The 25,513-nt window shown below is 71.5% G+C and carries 21 protein-coding genes; 12 read left to right on the top strand and 9 right to left on the bottom strand.

Features of this window, described 5'->3' with window-relative positions:
• Window positions 1-27: 27 nt before the first annotated feature.
• The 5 genes from MQN93_RS08005 (at window position 28) to MQN93_RS07985 (ending at window position 8,830) form a co-directional block, all read left to right on the top strand.
• A complete protein-coding gene (locus MQN93_RS08005; RefSeq protein WP_242708901.1) occupies window positions 28-1,671 on the top strand; it encodes a serine/threonine-protein kinase in 1,644 nt (547 codons plus the stop codon).
• 116 nt (window positions 1,672-1,787) lie between these two features.
• Window positions 1,788-3,407 (top strand): serine/threonine-protein kinase, encoded by a 1,620-nt coding sequence (locus tag MQN93_RS08000; RefSeq protein ID WP_037782254.1) that lies wholly within the window; start codon window positions 1,788-1,790, stop codon window positions 3,405-3,407.
• Between the two features lie 59 nt (window positions 3,408-3,466).
• Complete coding sequence (locus MQN93_RS07995; protein ID WP_242708900.1) at window positions 3,467-5,290, top strand: serine/threonine-protein kinase; 1,824 nt, start codon at window positions 3,467-3,469, stop codon at window positions 5,288-5,290.
• A 135-nt stretch (window positions 5,291-5,425) separates the two neighbouring features.
• On the top strand, window positions 5,426-7,039 hold the full coding sequence (locus MQN93_RS07990; protein WP_242708899.1) for a succinic semialdehyde dehydrogenase: 1,614 nt from the start codon (window positions 5,426-5,428) through the stop codon (window positions 7,037-7,039).
• Window positions 7,040-7,051: 12 nt separating this feature from the next.
• Window positions 7,052-8,830 (top strand): GMC family oxidoreductase N-terminal domain-containing protein, encoded by a 1,779-nt coding sequence (locus MQN93_RS07985; protein ID WP_242708898.1) that lies wholly within the window; start codon window positions 7,052-7,054, stop codon window positions 8,828-8,830.
• Window positions 8,831-8,908: 78 nt separating this feature from the next.
• Here the strand turns inward: MQN93_RS07985 and MQN93_RS07980 are convergent, their stop codons facing one another.
• Window positions 8,909-9,955 carry an LAETG motif-containing sortase-dependent surface protein gene (locus MQN93_RS07980; RefSeq protein WP_242708897.1) on the bottom strand — a complete coding sequence of 349 codons (1,047 nt, stop codon included), beginning with the start codon at window positions 9,953-9,955 and terminating at the stop codon, window positions 8,909-8,911.
• A 716-nt stretch (window positions 9,956-10,671) separates the two neighbouring features.
• The gene (locus MQN93_RS07975) at window positions 10,672-10,953 is read right to left on the bottom strand and encodes a chorismate mutase (RefSeq protein WP_016434688.1); all 282 of its coding nucleotides are present in this window, start codon (window positions 10,951-10,953) and stop codon (window positions 10,672-10,674) included.
• A gap of 309 nt (window positions 10,954-11,262) precedes the next feature.
• On the opposite strand from MQN93_RS07975, the gene guaA reads away from it, so the two are divergent.
• Complete coding sequence (guaA, locus tag MQN93_RS07970; protein ID WP_242708896.1) at window positions 11,263-12,831, top strand: glutamine-hydrolyzing GMP synthase; 1,569 nt, start codon at window positions 11,263-11,265, stop codon at window positions 12,829-12,831.
• A 9-nt stretch (window positions 12,832-12,840) separates the two neighbouring features.
• Here the strand turns inward: guaA and MQN93_RS07965 are convergent, their stop codons facing one another.
• Window positions 12,841-13,314, bottom strand: coding sequence for a pyridoxamine 5'-phosphate oxidase family protein (locus tag MQN93_RS07965; RefSeq protein WP_242708895.1), 474 nt, complete (start codon window positions 13,312-13,314; stop codon window positions 12,841-12,843).
• 138 nt (window positions 13,315-13,452) lie between these two features.
• Here MQN93_RS07965 and MQN93_RS07960 point away from each other — a divergent pair, with 138 nt between their 5' ends.
• Window positions 13,453-14,262 carry a class II aldolase/adducin family protein gene (locus MQN93_RS07960; protein WP_242708894.1) on the top strand — a complete coding sequence of 270 codons (810 nt, stop codon included), beginning with the start codon at window positions 13,453-13,455 and terminating at the stop codon, window positions 14,260-14,262.
• 192 nt (window positions 14,263-14,454) lie between these two features.
• On the opposite strand, the gene MQN93_RS07955 is transcribed toward MQN93_RS07960, so the two are convergent.
• Window positions 14,455-15,339: a DUF4429 domain-containing protein gene (locus MQN93_RS07955; protein WP_016434692.1), complete on the bottom strand. Its 885-nt coding sequence runs from the start codon at window positions 15,337-15,339 to the stop codon at window positions 14,455-14,457.
• Between the two features lie 182 nt (window positions 15,340-15,521).
• Here MQN93_RS07955 and MQN93_RS07950 point away from each other — a divergent pair, with 182 nt between their 5' ends.
• Both MQN93_RS07950 and MQN93_RS07945 read left to right on the top strand, forming a co-directional pair.
• Window positions 15,522-16,805: a hypothetical protein gene (locus tag MQN93_RS07950; RefSeq protein WP_016434693.1), complete on the top strand. Its 1,284-nt coding sequence runs from the start codon at window positions 15,522-15,524 to the stop codon at window positions 16,803-16,805.
• 122 nt (window positions 16,806-16,927) lie between these two features.
• On the top strand, window positions 16,928-17,458 hold the full coding sequence (locus MQN93_RS07945) for a DoxX family protein (RefSeq protein ID WP_016434694.1): 531 nt from the start codon (window positions 16,928-16,930) through the stop codon (window positions 17,456-17,458).
• A gap of 94 nt (window positions 17,459-17,552) precedes the next feature.
• Here the strand turns inward: MQN93_RS07945 and MQN93_RS07940 are convergent, their stop codons facing one another.
• Both MQN93_RS07940 and MQN93_RS07935 read right to left on the bottom strand, forming a co-directional pair.
• Window positions 17,553-17,798, bottom strand: a complete 246-nt coding sequence (locus MQN93_RS07940) for a hypothetical protein (protein ID WP_016434695.1) — start codon at window positions 17,796-17,798, stop codon at window positions 17,553-17,555.
• Window positions 17,785-19,236 (bottom strand): PspC domain-containing protein, encoded by a 1,452-nt coding sequence (locus MQN93_RS07935; RefSeq protein WP_242708893.1) that lies wholly within the window; start codon window positions 19,234-19,236, stop codon window positions 17,785-17,787. The genes MQN93_RS07940 and MQN93_RS07935 overlap by 14 nt, the downstream gene beginning before the upstream one ends.
• 179 nt (window positions 19,237-19,415) lie before the next feature.
• On the opposite strand from MQN93_RS07935, the gene MQN93_RS07930 reads away from it, so the two are divergent.
• Both MQN93_RS07930 and MQN93_RS07925 read left to right on the top strand, forming a co-directional pair.
• Window positions 19,416-20,705 carry an ATP-binding protein gene (locus tag MQN93_RS07930; protein ID WP_037782715.1) on the top strand — a complete coding sequence of 430 codons (1,290 nt, stop codon included), beginning with the start codon at window positions 19,416-19,418 and terminating at the stop codon, window positions 20,703-20,705.
• Window positions 20,705-21,424: a LuxR C-terminal-related transcriptional regulator gene (locus tag MQN93_RS07925; RefSeq protein WP_242708892.1), complete on the top strand. Its 720-nt coding sequence runs from the start codon at window positions 20,705-20,707 to the stop codon at window positions 21,422-21,424. Before MQN93_RS07930 ends, MQN93_RS07925 begins: the two co-directional genes overlap by 1 nt.
• A gap of 35 nt (window positions 21,425-21,459) precedes the next feature.
• On the opposite strand, the gene MQN93_RS07920 is transcribed toward MQN93_RS07925, so the two are convergent.
• Window positions 21,460-22,536 (bottom strand): C40 family peptidase, encoded by a 1,077-nt coding sequence (locus MQN93_RS07920; RefSeq protein WP_242708891.1) that lies wholly within the window; start codon window positions 22,534-22,536, stop codon window positions 21,460-21,462.
• A gap of 420 nt (window positions 22,537-22,956) precedes the next feature.
• Here MQN93_RS07920 and MQN93_RS07915 point away from each other — a divergent pair, with 420 nt between their 5' ends.
• Window positions 22,957-23,310, top strand: a complete 354-nt coding sequence (locus MQN93_RS07915; RefSeq protein ID WP_037782255.1) for a hypothetical protein — start codon at window positions 22,957-22,959, stop codon at window positions 23,308-23,310.
• On the opposite strand, the gene MQN93_RS07910 is transcribed toward MQN93_RS07915, so the two are convergent.
• Both MQN93_RS07910 and MQN93_RS07905 read right to left on the bottom strand, forming a co-directional pair.
• Window positions 23,288-24,262 carry a tellurite resistance/C4-dicarboxylate transporter family protein gene (locus tag MQN93_RS07910; RefSeq protein WP_242708890.1) on the bottom strand — a complete coding sequence of 325 codons (975 nt, stop codon included), beginning with the start codon at window positions 24,260-24,262 and terminating at the stop codon, window positions 23,288-23,290. The genes MQN93_RS07915 and MQN93_RS07910 overlap by 23 nt on opposite strands.
• Before the next feature lie 80 nt (window positions 24,263-24,342).
• The gene (locus tag MQN93_RS07905) at window positions 24,343-25,506 is read right to left on the bottom strand and encodes a C40 family peptidase (protein ID WP_242708889.1); all 1,164 of its coding nucleotides are present in this window, start codon (window positions 25,504-25,506) and stop codon (window positions 24,343-24,345) included.
• Window positions 25,507-25,513 lie beyond the last annotated feature (7 nt).

The following is a 25,513-nucleotide window of genomic DNA, read 5'->3' as shown; positions in this document are numbered from 1 at the left end:
TCCGTCCGGTGGTGCATGATGGGGCGCATGGGGACCGAGGGGGAGAACGTCCGTGTCATCGCGGGCCGTTACCGGCTCGAGGCGCGGGTCGGCCGCGGCGGGATGGGCGTGGTCTGGCGGGCGACCGACCAACTGCTCGGCCGGCAGGTGGCGGTCAAGGAGATACCCCTCGACCTCGACGAGACGCTCTCCCCGCAGGAGGTAGAACGACAGCGCGACCGCACGCTGCGCGAGGCCCGGGCCGTGGCCCAGCTGCGCCATCCGCACATCATCGTCGTCCATGACGTGGTGGAGCACGACGAACGCCCTTATCTGGTCATGGAGTTGATCGACGGCGGCTCCCTCGCCGACCGGGTCGCCCAACGGGGGCCGGTGGACGCCGCCGAGGCCACCCGGATCGGCATCGACCTGCTGAGCGCACTGCGCACGGCGCACGCGGCCGGTGTGCTGCACCGCGACATCAAACCCGCCAACGTCCTGCTGGAGTCCGGCTCGAACCGGGTCGTGCTCACCGACTTCGGCATCGCCCAGGTCGCGGGCGCCACCACGCTCACCGAGACCGGCTCCTTCGTCGGCTCGCCCGAGTACACCGCGCCGGAGCGGATGTCCGGGGCCAGGACCGGCCCGGAGTCCGACCTGTGGTCGGTGGGCGCGCTGCTGTGCACCGTGCTGAGCGGTGAATCGCCGTTCCGGCGCGACTCGTTGGGCGGCATCCTGCACGCGGTCGTCTTCGACGAGATACGGCCGCCCCCGCAGGCCGAGCCGCTGCTGCCCGTCGTACGGGGCCTGCTGGAGCGCGATCCGGACCGGCGGCTGGACGCGGACCAGGCGGAGCGGATGCTGCGCGCGTTCCGCGCGACGGGCCGTATTCCGGAGCCCGTCCGCACCCCGACCCAGCGGGACGTGCCCCGTCCGCCCGCCCTCGCGCCGCCCCCCTCGCCCGTGCCGCCGTCCGGCGCCGAGACCCGGCAGTCCACCCGCGGCACGCTGGTGGCCGCGCTGCTGGTGGCCGCGATGGCGGGCGCCGGGATCTCGGCGGCGGCGCTGCTGATGAACGGCGGCGGCGACGGCACACCGTCGAGTTCAGGACCGCGTACGTCGGTGAGCGCGTCCCCCTCACCCAGCGCGTCCCCCTCACCCAGCGCGTCCCCCTCTCCCAGTACGTCCCCCTCACCCAGCGCCACCGGCACGACACATGTCCCCGGCGCCACCGCGCCCGGGCTCCCCTCCGCCCCGTCCGGCTACCGCGTCGCCGACGACCCGGCCGGCTTCTCTCTCGCCGTCCCCGAGGGCTTCACCCGCAGGCCGCAGGGGGAGCGGATCTTCTACGAGTCGCCGGGCGAAACCTTCCGCCTGGGCATCAAGGTCACCGCTCCCGAGTCCGGCGGCCCACTCGCGGTGATGCGGCGGGCCGCCGCCGAGGGCCCCGACACGAACCCCGGCTACCGCGACGGCCGCGTCACCTCGACCACGCGGCACGGACACCCCGCCGCCCTGTGGGAGTTCACCTGGAACGGCTTCAGCGCCGCGGAGGGCCCCCGGCACACCTATGACCTGTGCTGGGAGGAGGGCGGGCGGATGTACGACGTGTGGGTGTCGGCGCCCGTGGGGAAGGTGCGCGAGGCGAAGGAGTACTTCGACGTCGCGATCGACACCTTCGTACGCGCATAGGACGACGCCTTCGTACGCGCATAAAAGGGAGATAAGCGACAGTGCGCGTCACGGGTCTGTGACCGGAAAGCATTCTCGGTGGATACGGGAGGGCCCGACGCGATATGGATGGATCCATGAGCAGCAACGGGGGAACCGGTCGCGAGTCCGACGAGACGACGAGTTTTGTTCTGCAACCGCCGGACCGCGCCAACGCGCACCCGGCGCCCACGCAGGTCGTCCCGCCGCAGCCGCAGCCCGCGCAGGACCCGGGTGCCGGGCGGCTCATCGCGGGACGGTACCGGCTGCTCGCCAAGCTCGGGCACGGCGGCATGGGCACCGTGTGGCGCGCCAAGGACGAGACCGTCGACCGTGAGGTCGCCGTCAAGGAGCCGCGCGTCCCCGATCATCTTCCCGATCGCGAACGCGCCAACGCCTTCGAGCGGATGCGCCGCGAGGCACGTGCCGCGGCCCGTCTCGACCACCCGGCCGTGGTCAACGTCCATGACGTGGCGGTCGTCGACGGCCAGCCGTGGATCGTCATGGAGCTGGTGCACGGCCGTTCGCTCGGCAGCGCCCTGCAGGAGGGCACGCTGGACGCGCGCGAGGCCGCCAGGATCGGCCTCGAGGTGCTCGGCGCGCTGGAGGCCGCGCACGCGGCGGGCATCCTGCACCGCGACGTCAAGCCGGACAACGTGCTCCTCGGCCGTCATGACCGTGTCGTCCTCACCGACTTCGGCATCGCCCAGATCGAGGGCGAGACCAATCTGACGGACACCGGCGGCTTCGTCGGCTCGCCCGAGTACATCGCCCCGGAGCGGGTGCTGGGCCAGCGTCCCGGCCCGGCCTCCGACCTGTGGTCCCTGGGCGTGGTGCTCTACGCCGCCACCGAGGGCGTCTCGCCGTTCCGCCGCAGCAACACGCCGGCCACGCTCCAGTCGGTCCTCAACGCCACGCCCGCACCGCCCGCTTCGGCGTCGGGACCGCTGGCCGAGCTGATCACGGGGCTGCTGGACAAGGACCCGCTGAGGCGTCCGACCGCTGCTCAGACCCGGGCGCTGCTGTCCCAGGCCGCGAACCCTCCGGCGCCCGTGGCCACCGCGCCCACGCAGCCGGTGCAGATCGTCACCCGGGGCATCCGGCTCGGGCGGAAGACGCTGCTCGGCATCGGCGCGGGTGTCGTCGCCGCGGCGGTGGCTGCGTATCTGGTCCTCGCGGATCCGTTCGCGGGGCCGCTCCCGGACGGCTGGAAGAAGCAGGCGAACCCCCGGCTCGGCGTGACGCTCGGGGTGCCCGCGGTGTACGAGGCGAATCGTCCGGGCAAGGACGACTCCGACAAGAACTGGGTGACGTACATCGACCCGAGCGGTGCCGTCTGGGTCGGCGTACAGCTCTCCAAAAAGTCCGACGACTCCCTCAACGACATCAAGAACTCCGCGGCCTCGCAGATGTACGCCGACAACGAGCGCTTCAAGAGCGACGGCGCGTACGACCTCAGCATGCCCGAGGGGCCCACGACCAGGCCCGACGACAACATCACCTACAAGGGCAAGCCCGCGGCCGAGAACACCGTCATCTACACCACCGACGACAGCCAGAACCCGCGCCCCCGCGAACTGCAGATCTGGTACTACCGCACCAAGGCCGGCGACATGTACAAGGTCACCGTCAGCTACCCGGGCAAGGGCGACTTCACGGCCCGCGGCCGCGAGGTGGCGAAGACGGCGCTCGCCAACATCGACATCACCAAGCCCTGAGCGTGGACCCCCGTGTCCCCGCGTCGACAACTCGCCGTTGCGCACGGTACTGATGAGGCATGAGCGAAGGCGGCGAACGTGCACGCGACGGCCGGCTGGTCGGCGGGCGCTACCGGCTGACCGGGCGCATCGGCTCCGGCGGCATGGGCACGGTCTGGCAGGCGTACGACGAACTCGTGCAGCGCGACGTCGCCGTCAAGCAGCCCCGGCTGCCGGGTGATCCGGAGGACGAGCACCATCAGCGGGCGGCCCACCGCCTCTACCGCGAGGCCCGCGCAGCCGCCCGCGTCGACCACCCGGCCGCCGTCTCCATCCACGACGTCGTGGAGGAGGACGGACTGCCCTGGATCGTGATGGAGCTGATCCGCGGCGAGTCCCTGCACGAGGTGCTGCAGCGCGGGCCGGTCGACGCCGTCGAGGCCGCCCGTATCGGTCTCGCGGTGCTCGGCGCCCTGCGTGCCGCGCACTCCGTCGGAATCGTCCACCGGGACGTCAAACCCGCCAACGTCCTGCTCGGCGCCCACGGCCGCGTCGTCCTCACCGACTTCGGCATCGCGCATGTCCAGGGCGAGGAATCCCTCACGATGAGCGGGGAGTTCGTCGGCTCGCTGGAGTTCGTCGCCCCCGAGCGGATGTCCGGCCGCGGTGCGGGCCCCGCCTCCGACCTGTGGTCGCTCGGCGTCCTGCTGTACGCGGCCGTGGAAGGCGCGTCCCCGTTCCGGCGTACGACGCTGGAGTCCACGCTCGCCGCGGTCATCGCCTCCGATCCGCCCGAGCCCGAACAGGCCGGACCGCTCGGTCCGTTGATCACCCGTCTGCTGGTGAAGGACCCCGAGCAGCGGCCCGGCGCCGAGGAGGCCGCGGCGGTCCTGGAGGCGGTCGCCGAGGGGTGGCCGGTGCCCTCGGTCGAGGCCGGGGCGGCGCGGGCCCAGGACACCACGGGGCTGCGGGAGTTCGCCGACGACGTGGGAACCGTACGACTGATGCCGAAGCCGGAGGCCGGCGCGGAGACGTCTGGCGGTGCCGAGCCGGATGCCGACGGCGTCGGCGACGACGCTGCCGATACCGATACCGATACCGATACCGGCACTCACGCCGACACCGATGACGCCCGTCCGATACCCGAGCCCGAAGCCCGCCCCACCGCCACGGCCACCGCCATCGTCACGACCCCCGACCCGTCGCCCGAACCCCCCACCACAAGCGTCCCGCACCCCGCCCCGGAGGACCCCGGGCGCTCCCCGCTGCGCCGCCCCTTACCGCGCCGCCCGGTACTCTTCACCGCGCTCGGCGCCCTGGTCGTCGGCGCCTCCTGGCTCGGCGCCTCCTACGGCACAGGGCCGGGCGACGACGACGCCACGCAGCACACCGCCACGCTCACCGAGGCGCCCGCGCGCGCCGAGACCCCGACTCCCGGCGCCGACGCCTGGACCGCGCACCGTGAGAAGGCGATGCGCGCGGTGCTGTATCTGCCGAGCCGGTACCGGGTCTCCGCCCGGCAGGGCGGCACCGACGACCCGCCCCGGCTCGTGGAGTACGACGAGATCGAGAGCGACGTCTACGTCCGCCTCACCGAGTGGGACAAGGCGCCCCGCTCCCCGATGGCCGAGGCGCAGGAGGCCCACGCCATCTGGGACGGCTACAACAGCGACGCGCGCACCCAGTACACCCGCACCACCTTCCACGGCCATGAGGCCGTCCTCGCCGACACCGCCTTCGGCCTGGACGACTCCCCGACCCGGGTGATGCAGCTGATGATCCGGACCGACGACGGCCGGCTGTACGAACTGCGCGTCAACATGCCCAAGGGCGCCCCGGACGAGAAGAAGGGCACGGCGCTCTTCAAGGGCGCGCGTGACCGACTTGTCATCGAAAAAGCCTGATCGGTATCCGGTCTGCCTGCACAAGCCCTGATCAGCGGGTTCGTTGCCAGTGAGCACTGGCATCGTGTGAGCAGTCGGTGAAGCCGCGTTACCGACGGGTACCCAAAGGCTGCGCACCGGCATACCCTCCCCCTCATGACGGACGCGCAAGCCCCGGCCAAGACCGGCACGAATCCCCTCGCCCCTGCTCCGCAGGGTGCCCGTACGGCCGCCGACGTGGTGACGCCCGAGCTGGTGGCCCAGCTGACCAAGGGCGTGGCCGGCTCCGGCCGTACCGCCAACCACACACCGTTCACCGGCGACAAGCTGGCCGATCTGCCGGAGTCCACGCCCGAGGATGTGGCCAAGGCCTTCGCGGCGGCCCGCGCCGCCCAGGCCGTATGGGCGCGGACGCCGGTCCGCCGGCGCGCGGCCGTCCTGCTCCGCTTCCACGATCTGATGCTGGCCCGCCAGGCCGAGGTCCTCGACCTCATCCAGCTGGAGACCGGGAAGGCCCGGCTGCACGCGCACGAGGAGGTCCAGGCCGTCGCCGTGGCCTCCCGTCACTACGGCCGCCGGGCTCCCGCGTATCTGAAGCCGAAGCGGCACACGGGCGCGATCCCGACGCTGACCAAGGTCACCGAGCTGCGCCACCCGCGCGGCGTCGTCGGCCAGATCGCCCCCTGGAACTACCCCCTGGAGCTGTCGGTCGGCGACGCGCTCCCGGCCTTCGTGGCGGGCAACGCGGTGGTGATGAAGCCCGACACGGAGACCTGCCTGACCGCCCTGTGGGCCCGCGACCTGCTGATCGAAGCCGGCCTGCCCGCCGACGTCTTCCAGATCGTGCTCGGCGACGGCCCCGTCGTCGGCCCCGAGGTCGTCAAGCACGCCGACTACGTCTCCTTCACCGGCTCCACCCGCACCGGCCGCGAGGTCGCCCAGAGCGCCGCCGCCCGCCTGGTCGGCGTCTCCCTCGAACTCGGCGGCAAGAACGCCATGCTGGTCCTGGAGGACGCCGACATCGAGAAGGCGGCCGCGGGCGCCATCCGCGCCTGCTTCTCCTCCGCGGGCCAACTCTGCATCTCCATCGAGCGGTTGTACGTCCACGAGTCGATCGCCGACGCCTTCCTGGAGCGTTTCGCCGCCCGCACCAAGGCCATGCGGCTCGGCAAGTCCCTCGCCTACGGCGCCGACATGGGCTCGCTGGTGGGGGAGCGCCAGCTGGAGACGGTCACCCGGCATGTCGAGGAGGCCGTCGCCAAGGGCGCCAAGGTCGTCGCCGGTGGCGTCGCCCGCCCGGACATCGGCCCGTACTTCTTCGAGCCGACCATCCTCGACGGCGTGACCGAGCCGATGTCGGTGTGCACGGAGGAGACCTTCGGCCCGGTCGTCTCGATCTACCGCTTCAAGACCGACGACGAGGCGGTCGAGCACGCCAACTCCACGCCGTACGGCCTCAATTCCTCGGTCTGGACGAAGAACGCGAGCCGCGGCCGGGCGGTCGGCGCCCGGCTGCGCACGGGAACCGTGAACGTCAACGAGGGCTACGCCCCCGCCTACGGCAGCGTCCAGTCGCCCATGGGCGGCATGAAGGACTCCGGCCTCGGCCGCCGGCACGGCTCCGAGGGCATCCTCAAGTACACGGAGGCCCAGACGGTCGCCACGCAGCGCCTGCTGCCGATGGCACCGTCGCTGGGAATGGACGACGAGAAGTACGCCCAGTTCATGAGCCGGAGCCTCAGGCTCATGAAGGCGTTCCGGTTCCGCTAGAGGAGAGTGCGCGTGAGCAACGACGCTTACGACTACGACGTCATCGTGGTCGGATCCGGCTTCGGCGGTTCGGTCACCGCCCTGCGCCTCACCGAGAAGGGCTATCGCGTGGGGGTCCTCGAGGCGGGCCGCCGCTTCACCCGTGAGTCCCTCCCCAAGAACTCCTGGGACCTGAAGAACTACCTCTGGGCGCCGAAGCTCGGCATGTTCGGCATCCAGCGCATCCATCTGCTCGGCAACGTCATGGTCCTGGCCGGCGCGGGAGTGGGCGGCGGGTCCCTCAACTACGCCAACACCCTCTACGTACCGCCGAAGCCGTTCTTCGACGACCCCCAGTGGCGTGACATCACGGACTGGCAGGAGGAGTTGAAGCCGTACTACGACCAGGCGCAGCGCATGCTCGGTGTACGGCTCAACCCGACGATGACCCCCTCCGACGTGCATCTGAAGGCGGCCGCCGAGCGGATGGGCGTGGGGGACACCTTCCACATGGCGCCGGTCGGGGTTTTCTTCGGGGACGGAAAGGACGCCGAGGGCAAGGTGAAGGCCGCCCCCGGACAGCAGGTCGACGACCCCTACTTCGGCGGGGCGGGCCCGGCCCGCAAGGCCTGCACCGAGTGCGGCGAGTGCATGACGGGCTGCCGGCACGGCGCGAAGAACACCCTCAACGAGAACTACCTGTACCTCGCCGAGAAGGCGGGCGCGGTCGTGCACCCGATGACCACGGTCGTGTCGGTCACGGACGACTCGCGCGGCGGGTTCGCGGTCGCGACCCTGCCCACGGACAACAAGAAGAAGGCGGCAGGACGCACCTTCAAGGCCCGCCGAGTCGTGCTGGCCGCCGGCACCTACGGCACCCAGACCCTGCTGCACCGTATGAAGGCCGGCGGTCAACTGCCGTACATCTCGGAGAAGTTGGGCGAGCTGACCCGGACCAACTCCGAGGCGCTGGTCGGCGCGCAGACGAACAACCGCCGCTATCGCAAGGTGACGGGCGAGCCGAAGGTCGACTTCACCCGCGGCGTCGCCATCACCTCCTCCATCCACCCGGACGAGAACACCCACATAGAGCCGGTCCGCTACGGCAAGGGCTCCAACTCGATGGGCGGCCTGTCGATCCTCCAGGTGCCCTACGCGGAGGGCTCGTCCAGGGTGCTGGCCTGGCTGCGCAACGCCGCCCGCCACCCCATGCTGGTGCTGCGCTCCCTGTCCAACCACCGCTGGTCGGAGCGGTCCATCATCGGCCTGGTGATGCAGTCCCTGGACAACTCCCTGACGACGTTCCTGAAACCGGACGGCGTCGGCAAGGGCCTGCTCACCGCGCGCCAGGGCCACGGCGCCCCCAACCCCAAGCAGATCAGGGCCGCTTCGGAGAGCGCCTCCGCCATCGCCGCCGACATCAACGGCTTCGCGGGCTCCAACGTCGGCGAGCTGATGGGCACCCCCCTCACCGCCCACTTCCTCGGCGGCTGCCCGATCGGCTCCTCGCGCGAGACCGGCGTGATCGACCCGTACCACCGCCTCTACGGCCACCCCGGCATCTCGGTCGTCGACGGCGCCGCGGTCTCGGCCAACCTGGGCGTGAACCCCTCGCTCACCATCACCGCCCAGGCCGAGCGCGCGATGTCGTACTGGCCCAACAAGGGCGAGGAGGACCCGCGTCCGGCCCAGGGAGCGGCGTACGAACGCCTCAAGCCGGTGGAGCCGACGAACCCCGCGGTCCCGGCGGGCGCCTTCGGCGCACTGAAGCTGCCGTTCCTTGGGATGCCGGCGGTGCCGCCGAAGAAGTGACCGGACATGAGAAGGACCCGCACCCCCCTCCGAGTGCGGGTCCTTCTCATGTACCGGAGGACGCTCCGGGGTTACGCGTTACGCCGTCGGCGTCCCGGCCTTGCGGCGGCGCACCACGAAGACCGCGCCGGCGCCCAGCGCGACGGCGAGGCCGCCGGTGAGGCCGATCATCGGCAGCGCGGAGCTGGAGCCGGTCTCGGCGAGGCTGCCGGTGGCGTCGACCTCGTTGACGTTCTTGATCGGCTTCATGCCATCGGTCTGCGGCTTGGCGTCGCCCGGCTTGCCGGGGTCGGAGCCGGCGCCCAGGATGTCGAAGAAGTAGGCCCAGCCGTTCGGGTCGTCGGCGAGCCAGCAGCCCTGCTCGTCCGCGTACTCGGCGAGACCGCCGGTCAGGCCGAGCGAGTCCGGCACCTTGCCGCTGACGCTGAGGCGCAGCTTGTAGGAGACCGACTGGCCGGCGCCGAGCGAGAACGCGGTGAAGGTACCGCCCTCGCCGGCCGCGTCCGCGATCGTCTGCCAGGACTTGGTGGCCTTGTCGAAGACCTGGACCTTGATCTCGCCCGAGTAGTCCTTCGCGTCGTCCCAGCCGATGGCGGCGACGCCGATCAGCGGCTTGATGTCCTTGATCTCCTGGTCACCGTGGTTGGACACGTTGAAGGAGAACGCGGTCCAGCCGCTGCCCGCCACGATCGTGTCCGGCAGACCCGACAGACCGCTCTTGAGGTGCTCGCTGAGCTCGGCGGTGCTCTCGCCGTTCTCGTCGACGCACAGCTCGCCGCCCTCGGGGGCGCTCTCGCTGGGGCTCGGCGACGCCGACGTGCTCGGGCTGCTGCTCCCGGTCGGGGAGGGGGAGCCGGTGTCGCCGGCGGCGGGGCTGCCGGCGCCGTTGTCCGCCGGAGTGGTCTCGGTCTGGGACGGCGAGGTCTCGCCGTCCGCGGGGGTGGTGCTGTTCTCGGTGGCCGGAGCGCTCTCGGTCGCGGAGGGAGAGGCGGTGGCTTCGGCAGGGGCGCTGCTCGTCGAGGTGCTGGGGTCCTCGTCCGCGAATGCGGCCGGGGCCGAGAGCAGGGCGAGGGGCGCTATCACAGCGGTCGCGGCCGCAGTGGCCATGGCACGACGCAGCTTCATGAAAACCTCATGGGAGTCCAGTGGGAGGGCTCCGCGTGTGGGGCGCGGGTGTGGGCCCTGATTCGCCAGGTTGGATCAGTGAAGCCGGTGAATGGTTGTGCCGGTGTTCACAGAATTCTTATGTGGCCCGGGTCACAGCCGATACGTGGCGCAGGAGGGGTGCCGCGGCGGGCGGGCGAAGGGCCCCGCGGCGTTCGGTGTGCCCGGGCCGCGGGGCCCTTCTTTCGTCAGCACCGACGTCAGGGCAGCGCCGGTGCCTGGGAGCGGCGCCGGGGGGTTGCGCCGCTTGTCTCGTGCGCCCTGGTCGCCGCCCCGGCGCGGAGGGGGCGCACGGGTGGTCTCGACCTATGACGGTATGGAGGTGCAAGCAATGCAGTTGTCTGCGGCGGGACTTGGGGCGTTGTACGCATCGTGCTGGCTGGGCGGGACCTACGCAACCGTTTCACCCAAGGTTGTGCATTTTTGCATTTTCCGCCGGTCGGCCCCGGGCGTCCCCGGAGCCGACCGTTCTCTTGGGTGACCGGGCTGCTGTCCCCTGCCGTCCGGCCACATCCCTGGAACGAGGTCCCACGACATACGGCACGACCCGTACGTCTCATCGCTCCAGCAAGCCACGCGTGGTTCTTTCGGGCCCGCCCCTGGCTGGCACGGACATCTCCACCAACGAAGCGGTCCGCACGCCGGTCACGCGCCGTACGGGTTAAAGGCGCCCGAACTCAGATGCGACCGCGGCACAGTTCGAGCAGCGTCATGGCAAGCGCCGTACCGGGCTTGCCGAGGGCCTCGCTGTAGTGGCCGAGGATCTCCATCTCGCGGGAGAGGTTCACCCGCCGCCCGCCGGAGGCGATGCGCGCCTCCTGGACGACGGCGGAGACGGCCATCCGTTCCTGGATCAGCCCGATGATCCGGTCGTCGAGCGCGTCGATGCGCTCACGGGCGCCGGTGATGACGTCTGCGGCCTCGGGGGTACGGGCGCCGGTCACGTCGATGGCGGTCATGGGGGCTCCTCGTGGTGTGGGTGAGGGGTGCCCCGGAGCGGCAGGGTCCGCGAACGCCAGGCGCCCCGGACCTTGTCGGCCCGGGGCGCCTGGGAAGTCGCTTGTCAGTTGCTCAAGCAGCACGACCATGGCAGCCGGCGGGCCGGTTGCCATAGGTAAAGAGGAAGGTCGGGTGCGTGAGCATGGGAGCAGTATGCCGTGCCGCCCGGGAGCGTCCAACCCGGTTCGCATCCTGAGACGGGAAAGGGCCGATCCGAGCCCCGTTAGAATCGGTGGTACCGACCCCGCCCGACCACCAGAAGGCACCCCGTGTCACCAGCATCCGCCCCCGACACCGTCCTGGTCGTCGACTTCGGCGCGCAGTACGCCCAGCTCATCGCCCGCCGAGTCCGCGAGGCCCGGGTCTACAGCGAGATCGTGCCGAGCACCATGCCGGTCCCCGAGATGCTCGCCAAGAACCCGGCGGCGATCATCCTCTCCGGCGGCCCCTCGTCCGTGTACGAGGAGGGCGCCCCCGGCCTCGACCGCGCGATCTTCGAAGCCGGCGTCCCCGTCTTCGGCATGTGCTACGGCTTCCAGCTGATGGCGCGCTCCCTCGGCGGCACCGTCGACAACACCGGCGCCCGCGAGTACGGCCGTACGGACCTGCACGTCTCGAAGGCGTCCTCCACCCTCTTCGAGGGCACCCCGGCCGAGCAGCACGTGTGGATGTCGCACGGCGACGCCTGCTCCGCCGCCCCCGAGGGCTTCACGGTCACCGCCTCCACCGAGGTCGTCCCGGTCGCCGCCTTCGAGAACGACGAGAAGAAGCTCTACGGCGTCCAGTACCACCCGGAGGTCATGCACTCCACGCACGGCCAGCAGGTGCTGGAGCACTTCCTGTACCGGGGCGCGGGCCTGAGCCCGGACTGGACCACGGGCAGCGTGATCGACGAGCAGGTCGCGGCCATCCGCGAGCAGGTCGGCGACAGGCGCGCCATCTGCGGGCTGTCCGGCGGCGTCGACTCCGCCGTGGCCGCCGCCCTCGTCCAGAAGGCCATCGGCTCCCAGCTGACCTGCGTCTACGTCGACCATGGCCTGATGCGCAAGGGCGAGACCGAGCAGGTCGAGAAGGACTTCGTCGCCGCCACCGGCGTCCAGCTGAAGGTCGTCGACGCGGAGGAGCGGTTCCTGACCGCCCTCAAGGGCGTCTCGGACCCCGAGCAGAAGCGCAAGATCATCGGCCGCGAGTTCATCCGCGTCTTCGAGCAGGCGCAGGCCGAGATCATCGCGGACGAGGGCCCGGCGGTGGAGTTCCTCGTCCAGGGCACGCTCTACCCGGACGTCGTCGAGTCCGGCGGCGGCACCGGCACCGCCAACATCAAGTCCCACCACAACGTGGGCGGACTGCCCGAGGACCTCGAGTTCCAGCTGATCGAGCCGCTGCGCAAGCTCTTCAAGGACGAGGTCCGCATGGTCGGCCAGGAGCTCGGCCTGCCGGACGAGATCGTCCAGCGCCAGCCCTTCCCGGGCCCCGGCCTCGGCATCCGTATCGTCGGCGAGGTCACCAAGGAGCGCCTCGACCTGCTGCGCGAGGCCGACGCGATCGCCCGCGAGGAGCTGACCGCGGCCGGTCTCGACCGGGACATCTGGCAGTGCCCGGTGGTGCTGCTCGCGGACGTCCGCAGCGTCGGCGTCCAGGGCGACGGCCGCACCTACGGCCACCCGATCGTGCTGCGCCCCGTCTCCAGCGAGGACGCCATGACCGCCGACTGGTCGCGGCTGCCGTACGACGTCCTCGCGAAGATCTCCACCCGCATCACCAACGAGGTCCGCGACGTCAACCGCGTCGTCCTCGACGTCACCTCGAAGCCGCCGGGCACCATCGAGTGGGAGTAGTAGGACCGTTCAGGTCCGCTTGAGCGTGCGTACCGGCTCGGCGGGCCGCCACACCTGGGTGACCAGGTAGGTGTCGTCCTCGACGTAGGTCCGTACGACCTCCGTCAGCTCGGTGCGGAAGAGGTGGAACGGCTCCGGCGGTTCCACCTCTTCGACGTAGGCGCTCTTCGCGTCCCTGTCCTCCACCTCGACGGCCCGTCCGCCGATCCGGATGTCGCCGGGGCCCGGGTCCTTGCCCGGTCCCGGGTTGGCCTGCAGCGCGAAGCGCGGGTCGCGCAGCAGGTCGCGGGCCTTGAGCGAGCCCGGCATCATGCCGAGCCACAACTCGCCGTGCAGAAAGCGGACCTCGAGCCCGCTGGTGCGCGGGGAGCCGTCCTTGCGGAGGGTCGCGAGGACGTGGTGGGTGAAGGATCCGAAGCGCTCTTCGGCGAGCTTCGCCAGTTCGGGTTCCGCGGCGGTGAAGGCCGCCCAGTTCCATGCCATACGCAGAGTCTCGCGAGGAAACCGGACATCCTCTGTCGTGTTTCGGCTACCCGCGTCATCTTTACAGAACAGCTCTGTTCTCCTTCGGCGACCGACGGTAACTTCCGCCCCGTAAAGCAATCCAGTCCTGGAGGACATATGCACGGCACCCCCGGGGCCGGGCCCACTCCGCCGCCCGCCCTGCCGACCGACCGGCTGCAGTTCGCCATGCCGCCGATGCACGACTCGGTCGACGACGAGCGACGCCACCGCAAGGAACGGCTCGCGGGCGCACTGCGGATCTTCGGGCGGCTCGGCTTCGAGGACGGGGTCTCGGGGCTCATCAGCGCGCGCGACCCCGAGTACAGCGACTGCTTCTGGGTGAACCCGTTCGGGATGCCCTTCAAGCACGTCACCGTGAGCGACCTGGTGCTCGTCAACGCGGATGGGCAGGTCATCGAGGGCCGCTACCACGTCAACCAGGCCGCCTTCACCGTCCACGTCCAGGTCCACGCGGCCCGCCCCGACGTCGTGGCCGTCGCCCACTGCCACTCGGTGCACGGCCGCGCCATGTCCGCACTGGGCGACCTGCTCGACCCGATCACCCAGGAGAGCTGCGCCTTCTACGAGGACCACGCCCTCTACGACGCCTACACCGGCGTCGCCGTCGACGCCGAGGAGGGCCGCCGCATCGCCACCGCGCTCGGCTCCCGCAAGGCGCTCGTGCTGCGCAACCACGGCCTGCTGACCGTCGGCAACTCGGTGGACGCGGCGGCCTGGTGGTTCGTGTCCATGGAGCGCTCCGCGCAGGTGCAGCTGACCGCGAAGGCCGCCGGACGCCCCCTGCTCATCGACCACAAACTGGCGGTCGCCACCCGCGAACAGCTCGGCGGCGACCTGGTCGCATGGATCAACTACCAGCCCCTGTGGCAGGACATCAGCCGCAGCGAACCCGATCTGCTGAGCTGACAGGCCCTAGGGCCTGTCTTTCGGATCATCTCGGCGTCGCGGGCCCTGGCACACGCATCTGCGGCGTTGTCGTCGGTCGCCGACGCTCCGCGTCGACTCCCTCCTCCGCCTTGCAGCTGCACGCACCAGACCCCGCTCGGGTCGGCCAGGACGCGCCGTTTCCTTCAGCCGACCTGATCCGAAAGACAGGCCCTAGAACCCTCGCAGCACCGCCGCCTTGGTCATCGCGAACTCCTCGTCCGTGAGCACCCCGTCCCGGTGCAGTTCGCCCAACTCCCGGAGTCTGCGCAGCAGTACGTCGTGATGGTCGGCCGGCGGCGGTACCGCCGCGGACGGCTGCCACCGGTCCGTGAACTCACCGCCGCCCCGGGTGGACGGATGCGGCAGCCGCGCCGTGATCGCCGTGGCGACGAGCGCGGTGAGCAGATCGCGGCGGGCGCTGCCCCACAGATCCAGGGCGTACGGGTCCTTCTCCGGCGGCAGCTTGGAGAACGCCGTCTCGCGGGTCACGAACCGCAGGAAGCCGTCCTCGTAACCGGAGTTGGGCAGCCACTCGACCTGCACCAGATCACCGACCGCGATGATCCGCGGCCCGGTCGCGCGCTTGACCCGGTCGGAGGTGTCGGCCCAGTCGATGCGCACCTGGTTGCCGTCGAAGGAGACGGTGCCGTCCGAGGAACGCACCGAGACCGGAACGGGCGGTCCGGGCAGCAGATACGCCTTCGTCGGCTCCTTCGGGATCTGGTCCAGCATCAGCGCCCGGCGGATCTCCTCGGCGACGTACTCGGCGACCCCGGCCCGGTCCACGTCCACCAGCAGCCGGTACGGATCGGCCGGCTCCGGCAGTCGCCCACCGGTCGCCTGGAGCAGCGGGTCGGCCCCCTCGCGCAGCCGCATCCGCAGCCGTCCGCGTTTGCGTTCGGGCTCGAAGACCACTCCGGCGACGGCTTCGAGGGGCACCGCGACCTCCCCGTACGTCTGCCGGAACAGGGGCACGGAGCGGTGGAGACCGGGCGTGATCCTGACCACGGTGCCGTCGAAGGCCCAGGCCCCGTCCCGCTGGATGATCTCGGCCATAGAGAAATTCTCGCAGCCGGGTCAACACAGCGGCCCCCGCTTCACCCGCGTCGAGCGGACCTGCCCGACGCGGAGGCAGTGGCGTAGGGCACAATTCGCTGTCATCACACGGGAGTTGCCGAACGCGACCGACGGACTCGAGGCGCTCGGCGGCAGGGCAGCGGGGAAGGCGGGCGTCGGGCGTGGCGGTGCAGGAGGCGAGAGGGGGCGCGGACGTGCCGGGAGGTGTCCATGAGGGCGGCTGCACCTGCGAGGACTGCCCGCACGGGGCGCGCGAGGGACACCGGCGTGCGGTCGCCGAATTCCTGCTGATGCGCGACGGGTTCGCGGCCGGACAGGGGCTGCCCGCCGCGGTGGCCCACTCGGCCTCGGCCTCCCGCCAGTGGGTCTCGGAGGAACTGCGGCAGTCCGCGGAACTCGTCGCCGAACGCGGCCGCGCCGAGGGCGAGGCCTGGCTCGCCCGGCTGTGGCGCAGCACGGTGATTGCGGTGTGGACGCCGGTGGTCGTGCTGCTCCTGGTGCAGTCGCTGACCGCGATCGGCGCCGGCTGGTCCACGGCCCGCACGGCCGGTCTGCTGGCGGCCCTGGTCACGGGCGGGGCGCTGACCGCCGCGTCCTGGTTCCACCGCGCGCGGGGCGGTGTGCTGGCGCCCGTCATCGGCGAGGACAACCGGCTGTCCACCTCCCGCGCGGTGGCGGCGGCCTGGGTGCTCCTCGTCGCCTACGCCGTGCTCGTCCTCGTCGGCCGCCTGGCCGCCGCGTCCGGCCACGCGGAGCGCGACGCACTGATCTCCGGCCTCGAACTCGCCCGCGGCGCCGGGGTCGTGACCGTCCTCGCCGTGGTGAGCGGGGTCGCCGTACTGGTGCGGCGCGTCGTCGGCCTGCGGGTCCTCGGCCAGAAGCTGCAGAAGGTACGGGCGGACCGGCCGCGCGCCGCCGACCTGCTGACGGACGACGCGGGCCGGGGCTCCTTCGCCGACATCCAGTACGTCGTGATCAGCGCCGTCGCCGTCGTCTTCGCCGCGGTACGGCTGGCCCGCCGACCCGACCAGCTGCCCGACCTCCCCTGGGGTCTCGCGGTGGCCGTGCTGGTGTCCGCGGCGACCTATCTGGCCGCCAAGTACGCGGAGGGCGGCCGCCCGGTCATCCTCTCCGTGGTGCGCGCCCGGGAGGCCGGTGACCTCGACGCCCCCGTACGCACCGGCGACGACATCGAGATCCGCGGCGCGGGCTTCGTGCCCCCGGGCGCACAGGGCGCCGACCGGCTGACCCGGACCGTGGTCCGCATCGGCACGGTGAACGTCCACGTGCCCCTCGTCCCGGTCACCGGAGGCTTCAGCAACCCCACGGACGCCGTGCTGACCGTGCCCGTACCGGTCGATGTGGAACCCGGGAGAGTTGAGGTGCAAGTGGTCACTGCGGCGGGGGTAGAGACCAATAAGTACGCGATCGATGTGACGGACTGACCTCACCGAGGCGACACGGGGCACCTCGGCGGAAATCGGCACGAACGGATTGAGCGCACCCTCCCTCACGTACGTATCGTCATGTGAGGGGTCCCCTGCACCGCGGGCGAGAGGCGACAGCGATGACTCACGGCATGCGCACGGACACGCACACCCCCTATCTCGACGGCGACCGGAACTGGCGCGACACCGCCACGCGGTACGCCCTCCTTCCTCTACGCATCTTCCTGGGCGTCACCTTCATCTACGCCGGCCTGGACAAACTCACCGACAGCGCGTTCCTGAAGGACTCGGGCTCCGGGTCCGTCGGCGACCTGATGCGCTCCGTCCGTGACTCCTCCGCCATCCCGGCGATGGTCGACATGGCGCTGAAGAACCCGGTCGGCTTCGGCTACGCGATCGCCTTCGGCGAGCTGGCCGTCGGCATCGGCACCCTGATCGGACTGCTCGCCCGGATCGCGGCGCTGGGCGGCGCCCTGATCTCCCTGAGCCTGTGGCTGACCGTGAGCTGGGCCTCGGACCCGTACTACTACGGCAACGACCTCGCCTATCTGATGGCCTGGCTCCCCCTCGTCCTCGCGGGCGCCTCCGTGTTCTCCCTCGACGCCGCACTCCGCGCGCGGCGAAGGCAGCGGGCGGGAGGTTACCGGTAGCTCCTGGTCGGCGGGGGCTACCGGTGGCGTAGCTGCCGGGTGACCCGGAGCCGCAGCCCTTTCTCCGCCGGTCTCATCGCGTCCGCCGCCGGTCTCATCGCGATGCGTCCAGCGGGGGCTGCGCCCTGTCCGTGCGCTCGCCGACGGCCCGTCTGCGGCGCACGGACCGGCCGACGACCCCCACGGCCCCGGCCAGACACAGCCCGCCCGTCACCAGGGGAATCACCGCGAACCACGGTGTCTCCCACAGTCCGCCCGCATCCCCGGCGAAGACGACACCCGCCAGCGCGAGGAAGAGACCGGCCACCAGCTTCCCGGGCTTGAACTCATGACGCAGCACGGCTCACCTCCGCCTGTCCGACGCCGACCTCGAGATCGAGATCGAGCGTGCCGGTGTTCTTGCCGCCTGTGACCGGCGGCAGGGTCACCTCCTTGTGCTTGTCCGGCGCCACGTCCACGTCCTTCTGCTCGTCGCCCGGCAGCTGGATGTCGCCCACCCCCACGTCGATGCTCAGCCGCACGGTCACGTCCTTCGGCACGATCACCTTCAGCCGGCCCGCGCCGACCTCGGCGTCCGTGCTCACCGTCTGTCCCTTCGCCACGCGCAGCCGACTCAGGTCCAGGGTGCCGACGCCGCTGCCGAGTTCGTACGTCGGCCGTATGTCCGCGACCGCGGCCGGCTGCCAGGTCGTGCGTATCCAGTGGGTGTTGATGTTCTTGGGCAGCGCGGCCGACGCGGCGAGCAGGGCCGCAGTGACGACGGCCAGGAAGACCGAGCCCGCGCCCGTGCGCCCCAGGAACGCGCTGAGCGCGATGCCCAGGCCGAAGACGATGAGCGCCGCGGCGAACCCGGCCTGCAGGCTGGTGCCCAGCGCATGGTCCTCCCAGGTCTGGCCGGTGGCGAGGCCGCCCGCGAGCAGGGCGAGCAGGAAGACCCAGCCACCGATCCAGCGGGGGCCGCGCGGCCTGGGCGCCGGGGGGCGCGGGGACCGTATGTCCGCGCGGTCGGTCCAGGAGCGGCCGAGGCTGATGTTGATCGCGGCGGCGATGTCCCGGTCGCGGGAGTCCCGGGGGCCCCACAGATAGCCCGTACCGCCGTCGTGCGTCCCGTCCTTGACGATGGGCTCGCGCCACCACGAGGAGAAGGCGGTGGGGGCCGGGGGTGCCTGCGCCTCCGGCGGGGCGTCGGCGGCGGCCTGGGCGGCCAGCGGGTCGGGGTCGGGGGCGCCGCGCTGCCGCGACCAGTACCCCGCGCCCGCGAGAAGCAGGGAGACGACGACGGCGAAGGCCAGCACTCCGCCGTTCTTCAGCATGGTGAGGAACACTCCGCAGCCGACCAGCGCGAACAGCACGGCGGTCAGCGCCTGGCCGTCGACGCGGCCGGTGAGGAGCTTGCGTACCTCGTTCTCCTCCTCGTCGTCGTACGGCACGAGGAGCCAGGCGAAGCCGTAGAAGATCAGGCCGATGCCGCCGGTCGCGGAGAGCACCACGAGCGTGATCCGGAAGATCACCGGGTCCATGTCGCACTCGCGCCCGAGCCCGGCGCACACACCGGCGAGCGTCTTGTACCGCCGGTCGCGACGGAAGCGGCCGGGGGTCTTGGCGACGCCGGCGGGCCCGGGGCCCGGGCTCCCCTCTCCTCCCGCGCCCGCACCCGCACCCGGCCCGGCGGGCGGTGCGTCCGCGACGGGCGCGGCGTCCTGCGGCCCGGCACCCCCGGCGGGGTGCGGGCCGGAGCCGGGTCCCGGACCCGTCGCGGCGCGCTCGTGATCTGTCATGCGTCCATGGTGACGGCCCGAGCGCTCCGGCGGGAGTCGGTACGACCCTGGCCGGACCCTGATATCGCCCCTGAGCCGGCGCCGGGGAGATGTTCGAGAGGGCGGGGGTCCGAAGATCAGGGGAGTATCCGGGGTCGACCCTGATGCTCGTGTCCGTGGGCCGTGTGAGTATCGGTGGCATGCCGGAAGCCGCTGCAGCGCCAGTTGTCGAACCGCGGCCGCCGCGCAAGCTCTACCGCAGCAGCGACGGACGCTGGCTCGGGGGCGTCGCGCGGGGGCTCGCCGGGCATCTCGGGCTGCCCGTGATCTGGGTGCGGCTGGTGTTCGTCGGCCTGTTCATGGCGGACGGACTCGGCGCGCTGCTGTATGCCGCCTTCTGGTTCTTCGTGCCGCTCGGCGTGGGCGGCGTCGGTGGCCAGAAGCCCCCGTCGCTGGTCACCACCGAGACCTCGCCCGACGGCCGACGCAGACTGGTCGCCCGCAAGCCCGACCGGGGCCAGATCGTGGCCCTGCTGCTCATGGTCGCCGTGGCCATGGTCTTCGTCGGCAATGTGAATCTCAGCGGCGGCGCCAAGGTCTATCTGTGGCCCACCGTCCTCGTCGGCGCCGGCGTCGCCCTGGTCTGGCGCCAGGCGGACAACGCCCGCCGGGCCCGCTGGGTCGAGGTCGGCAGCCGGCGACGCACGCTGAGTTTCCTGCGCGCGGCCGGAGGCGTCCTCCTCGTCACCGCCGGCGTCTCCGGCATCTTCGTGCTGCAGGGCTCCGCCGCCCATCTCGGCTCCGTCCTGCAAGCCGCCCTCGCGGTCCTGGTCGGGATAACGCTCCTCGCGGGTCCGTACCTCGTCCGTATGACCCAGGACCTCTCCGAGGAGCGCCTGATGCGCATCCGCGCGCAGGAGCGAGCCGAGGTCGCCGCCCATGTCCACGACTCCGTCCTGCACACCCTGACCCTGATCCAGCGCAACGCGGAGAACGCGAACGAGGTCCGCCGCCTCGCCCGCGCCCAGGAGCGCGATCTGCGCACCTGGCTCTACAAGCCCGAGGGCACCGGCAAGGACGAGGCCGACGAACCCACCACGCTCGCCGACGCCGTGCGGCGCAACGCCGCGGAGGTGGAGGACAAGCACGGCGTCCCGATCGAGGTCGTCATCGTCGGCGACTGCCCGCTCGACGAGAGAATCGGCGCGCAGATGCAGGCCGCACGCGAGGCGATGGTGAACGCCGCCAAGTACGGTGGCGAGGGCGGCGCGGTGCAGGTCTACGCCGAAGCAGAGGGGAAGACGGTCTTCGTGTCGGTCAGGGACCGCGGCCCCGGCTTCGACCTCGACTCGATACCCGCCGACCGCATGGGCGTCAGAGAATCGATCATCGGCCGCATGGAGCGCAACGGCGGCACGGCGCGGCTGCGCGCGGTGCCCGACGGCGGCACGGAGGTCGAGCTGGAGATGGAGAGGGCGGAGAAGACGTGATGAGCGACCCGACCGAGGCGAACGAACCGGCCGAGCCGACCGGCAGGAGCACGGGCGAGCGCCGCGTGCGCGTGGTCCTCGTCGACGACCACCGCATGTTCCGCACGGGCGTGCAGGCCGAGATCGGCCGGACCGACGAGACCGGAGTGGAGGTCGTCGGCGAGGCCGCCGACGTCGACCAGGCGGTCACGGTCATCACCGCGACCCGCCCCGAGGTGGTCCTCCTCGACGTCCATCTCCCGGGCGGCGGCGGGGTCGAAGTCCTGCGCCGGTGCGCGGCGTTGATGGCCGACGCCGAGGAGCCCGTGCGCTTCCTCGCGCTGTCCGTGTCGGACGCGGCGGAGGACGTGATCGGTGTGATCCGGGGCGGTGCCCGCGGCTATGTCACCAAGACCATCACCGGCACGGACCTGGTCGCCTCCATCTTCCGCGTCCAGGAGGGCGACGCCGTCTTCTCCCCGCGGCTGGCCGGCTTCGTCCTGGACGCCTTCGCCTCCACCGACGCCCCGCCGGTCGACGAGGACCTGGACCGCCTCACCCAGCGCGAGCGCGAGGTGCTGCGCCTCATCGCCCGCGGATACGCGTACAAGGAGATCGCCAAGCAGCTCTTCATCTCCGTGAAGACGGTGGAGTCCCATGTCTCGGCGGTCCTGCGGAAGTTGCAGCTGTCGAACCGGCACGAGCTGACGCGGTGGGCGACGGCGCGCCGACTGGTCTGAGGGCCGGTCACGCCGCCCGGGTCACGCCACCCGGGTCACGTCACCCGCGTCGCCCCCGCGAACGGCATCTCGTCGATCGGCGCGATGCGCACCGGCGCCGACGGGTTCGGGGCGTGGATCATTTGGCCGTTGCCGATGTAGAGGCCGACGTGGCTGATGCCGGAGTAGAAGAACACCAGGTCGCCCGGGGCCAGTTCGGAGCGGGAGACGCGGCGGCCGGCGTCGATCTGGGCGTAGGTCGTGCGCGGCAGCGAGACCCCGGCGGAGCGGTACGCGGCCTGGATCAGGCCCGAGCAGTCGAAGGCGTGCGGCCCGGTCGCGCCCCACACATAGGGGCTGCCGAGCTTGGAGTAGGCGTAGGAGACGGCGGCAGCGGCACGCGAGTCCGGTGCCCCGGCGGTCGCGGATCCAGGCGCCTCCAGGCCGACCCGCGCGCCCTGGCCGGAGCGTGAGGCGCGGCCCGCGCCTGCAGGGTCCCCGCCGAGGCCGATGCGTGCACGCTCCGCGGCCGGCAGCCGGGACAGCAGCTCCCGCGCCGCGTCCAGCTTCCCGTTGATGGTGCTCTTGGCCCGTTTCAGCTCCGCCTGACGGGACGTGAGCGTGGTCAGCTCGACGCGGGCGGCGCCGCGCAGCCGCTCGATCTCCCGCAGCTGTTTGCGTACGTCCGCGACGGCCGCCGCCTGCCGGGTGCCCGCCCGTTCGGCGAACTCGGCGCCCTCCAGGTAGCGGTCGGGGTCGTCCGACAGCGCGAGCTGCAGCGCCGGGTCCATTCCTCCGTCGCGGTACTGCGCGGCGGCCATCGAACCCAGCGTGTCCCGCGCCGAGTTGAGCTTGTCGGTCTTGCGCGCCGCCTCGTCCCGCAGCGTCGACAGCCGGTGCTCGGCGGAGTCGGCCTTCTCCATCGCCCCGTTGTACTTCTCGGTGGCGACCTCCGCCTGCCGGTACAGCTTGTCGACCTTCGCCTTGACCTGCTCCGCCGTGAGTTCGGGCTCGGCGTTGCCGGTCCCCTCGAAGCCGGTGGCGGTGGCCGCGCCCGCCAGGGCGAGGGTGAAGGCGGTGCGGGCCGTGTTCCCGCCGAGCGAACGCCGGCTGGGCTTGCGGTGCGCTGCCACGTGGACTGCACATCCTTTCGTACGGCCGCTTCGTCCCGCCCGTGTGCCTGACCCGTCCGGCGGCGGCCCGCACAGGGGGAGCGGGCCGCCGCCGGACCTTCTCGGCGGTGGTGTCCGACTGCCGCCCCTGGCCCGGGCGGCGGTGGGGAGCCGGTCACCTGGTGCAGGACGCTAAACCTCTCCGTGGCCGCACGGTCACACGTTGTACGGAAGTGCCGCGGGCGGATCGCCGCGTGACCGTATCCGACCGTGATCCACGGCCCGCGCCGTCACCTTCGCGCAGAGCGCTGACCGATGTGCCGGTTCCGCGCCACCACCGCCGGACGGGCTGCTATGGAGCGCATATATGCACCGTCCATCGACGACAGAGGGCAGGGCGGTGTCGGACGCCGTGCGCACCCCTGTCTAAGCTCCGGGCCCATGGACGTACTCATCCATCTCTTCGTCGCCCTGCACATCATCGGCATCGCCGCGCTGCTCGGCGGCTTCCTCACCCAGATGAAGGCGATGGGGCAGGGCACGGCCCGCTTCGTCCCCGGCATGCTGCACGGGGCCCTGACGATGCTGGTCACCGGCGCGGTCCTGGTCGGCCTCAACCAGGCCGACGACCAGCACGTCGACAACATCAAGATCGGCATCAAGCTGGCCCTGCTGATCGTGATCCTCGGTCTCGTCTATGTGAAGCGCGACGAGGAGAAGGTGGACAAGAGCCTGTTCGGCCTGGTGGGCCTGCTCACCACGGCGAACATCTTCATCGCGGTGCTGTGGACCTGAGCCCGGCGCGCAGGTCCAGGGCCGCACCCGCGGTGACGGCCACCCACGCGGCGACCGCGATCCACAGCAACACCTGACCGGGCCCTTCGAGCCACGGGACGCCGAGAGCCGCGGCGACGGACAGCACGGCCGTCGCCGTCATCCCCAGCGGAAACACGGTCGCCCACCGGCGCGCGTCGTAGCGCAGCCGCGGACGGGCCACCTCGGCGACGAGCAGGACGGCGTACCAGACCAGGTCGAGCACGAGCAGCGCCGCCGTGACGGCGCGCAGGACGCCGAGGTCGTCGTCTTTCCACAGATACATGCGCGCGCTGTCGGCGGCGACGAGCTTCGATCCGGCGAGCGCGGAGATGGCGAGCGCGCCGCCCGCCACCCACTGGTCTCCGCCGCCCTCCAGCACCTGACGCGGCTCGAAGCGGTACAGGGCGAAGCCGTAGAGGACCAGGCCCAGCCAGAACAGCACGAGCGCGGCGTGAGCGAGCCACCGTGTCGTCCCGGCCGCGGCGAGCGTCGCGCCGAGCACCGCGAGACCCTGCGTGGCCACGCAGCACAGGAAGACCGAGCCCGGCATACGACGCCGCCAGTGCCGTACGACCGTGACCAGCAGCCCCGGCCACAGCACGGCCGCGAGGGCCAGCAGGGCGCCGGCCGGGGTCTGCCACCCGAGCAGGGAGAAACGGGTCCCGAGCACGGCGGTCGCGGCGACGGCGGCGATCGCCGCCGGGGTCCCCGCGTCCGCCCGCCACCTCTCCCGCTCCCGCACCAGACGCACGACGAAGTCCGCCGCCAGCCCCACCCAGACCACCGAGGCCAGGACCAGGGCGATCCGCGACAGCACCTCGTAGCCGGCCAGATGCAACCCGACCGACACGATGCCCGTCGCCATCACGGCGGCCGCGGCCGCCGGCGGCTGCCGGGCCCACCATGCGCGGAAGGAACTCGGGGCGGACATGGGGCCGATGCTAAGGAGCGAGAGGAGCGGTGCGGCAGGGGCACGCGCGCGTGCGTGCACAAATGCCCCCCGCGCGCGTGTCAGGCCGGTCGCACCACGCTGTGGATGATCGACGTACCGGCGTAGTAGACGGACTCCTCGCGGACGTACGCGCCGGGCTTCGGGGCGTGGATCATCATGCCGTTGCCGATGTAGATGCCGACGTGACTGATGTCGTCGTAGAAGAAGATCAGGTCGCCGGGCCGGGCGTTCGTGAGGGAGACCGTCGTGCCGGCGTTCACCTGGTCGTAGGTGGTGCGCGGGAGGGTGACCCCGGCGGCCTTCCAGGCGGCCTGGGTGAGGCCGGAGCAGTCGTAGGAGCCGGGTCCCGTGGCGCCCCAGACGTACGGCTTGCCGATCTGCGCGCGGGCGAAGGCGAGCACCTTCTCGGCCTTGGCGGCGTAGGAGGAGTCGCTGGAGCTTCCCGGGTCCGAGGCGGAGCCGGACGAGGAGCCGCTCTCCTTGGCCGCGGCCTCCTCCTTGGCCTTCTGCTCGGCCGCCGCCTGCTGCTTCGCGAGCTCGGCGGCCTTGCGGGCGGCCTCCTGCTCCTTCTTCTTCTGGATCGCCGCGAGCCGCGCCTTCTCCTCGGCCGTCAGCTTCGACAGCAGCTCACGGGCGTCGGAGAGCTTCTTCTGGACGGTGGACTTGGCCGTCTGCAGGTCGCTCTGCGTCTCGGTGAGCGTCCGGAGGTTCCTGGAGGCCTCCTGGCGCTTCTTCATCGTCGCGGACTGCTCGGTGAAGTAGTCGTCGACCGCGCTCTTCTGACGGGAGGTCATCCGGCCCATCAGCTGCGTCTGGTCGAAGTAGTCCTGGGGTGAGTCCGCGAGCAGGAAGGTCGCCGTGTCGGGCGCTGCGGCACCGGTGCGGTACTGGGCCGCGGCGAAGGTGCCGAGCTGCTCCCGCTCCTCGTTGAGCTTCTGGGTGCGCTTCGCGACGTCGTCGAGGAGGGTGTCCACCTGCTTGCGCTGCTTGGTGGTCTTCTCCTTGGCCGCGTTGTACTTCTCGGTGGCCGACTCCGCCTGGCGGTAGAGGTCGTCGACCTTCTTCTCGACTTCCTCGAGACTCGGCTTGCCGTCGGCCGCGGGGGCGGCGTTGGCCGACTGCGACAGCAGGGCCACCGAGGTGAGGGCGGCCGTGGCGAGTGCGGGAGTGCGTATGCCTGCCACCCGCGTACCCGTGGGGCGCGACTTGCGGTGCGACGCCAAAGGAGGC

Source organism: Streptomyces spinosisporus (assembly GCF_022698145.1).
Classification (GTDB): Bacteria; Actinomycetota; Actinomycetes; order Streptomycetales; family Streptomycetaceae; genus Streptomyces; species Streptomyces spinosisporus.
Note: the sequence above shows the minus strand (reverse complement) of the source record. Positions and strands in the feature narration are given on the sequence as shown.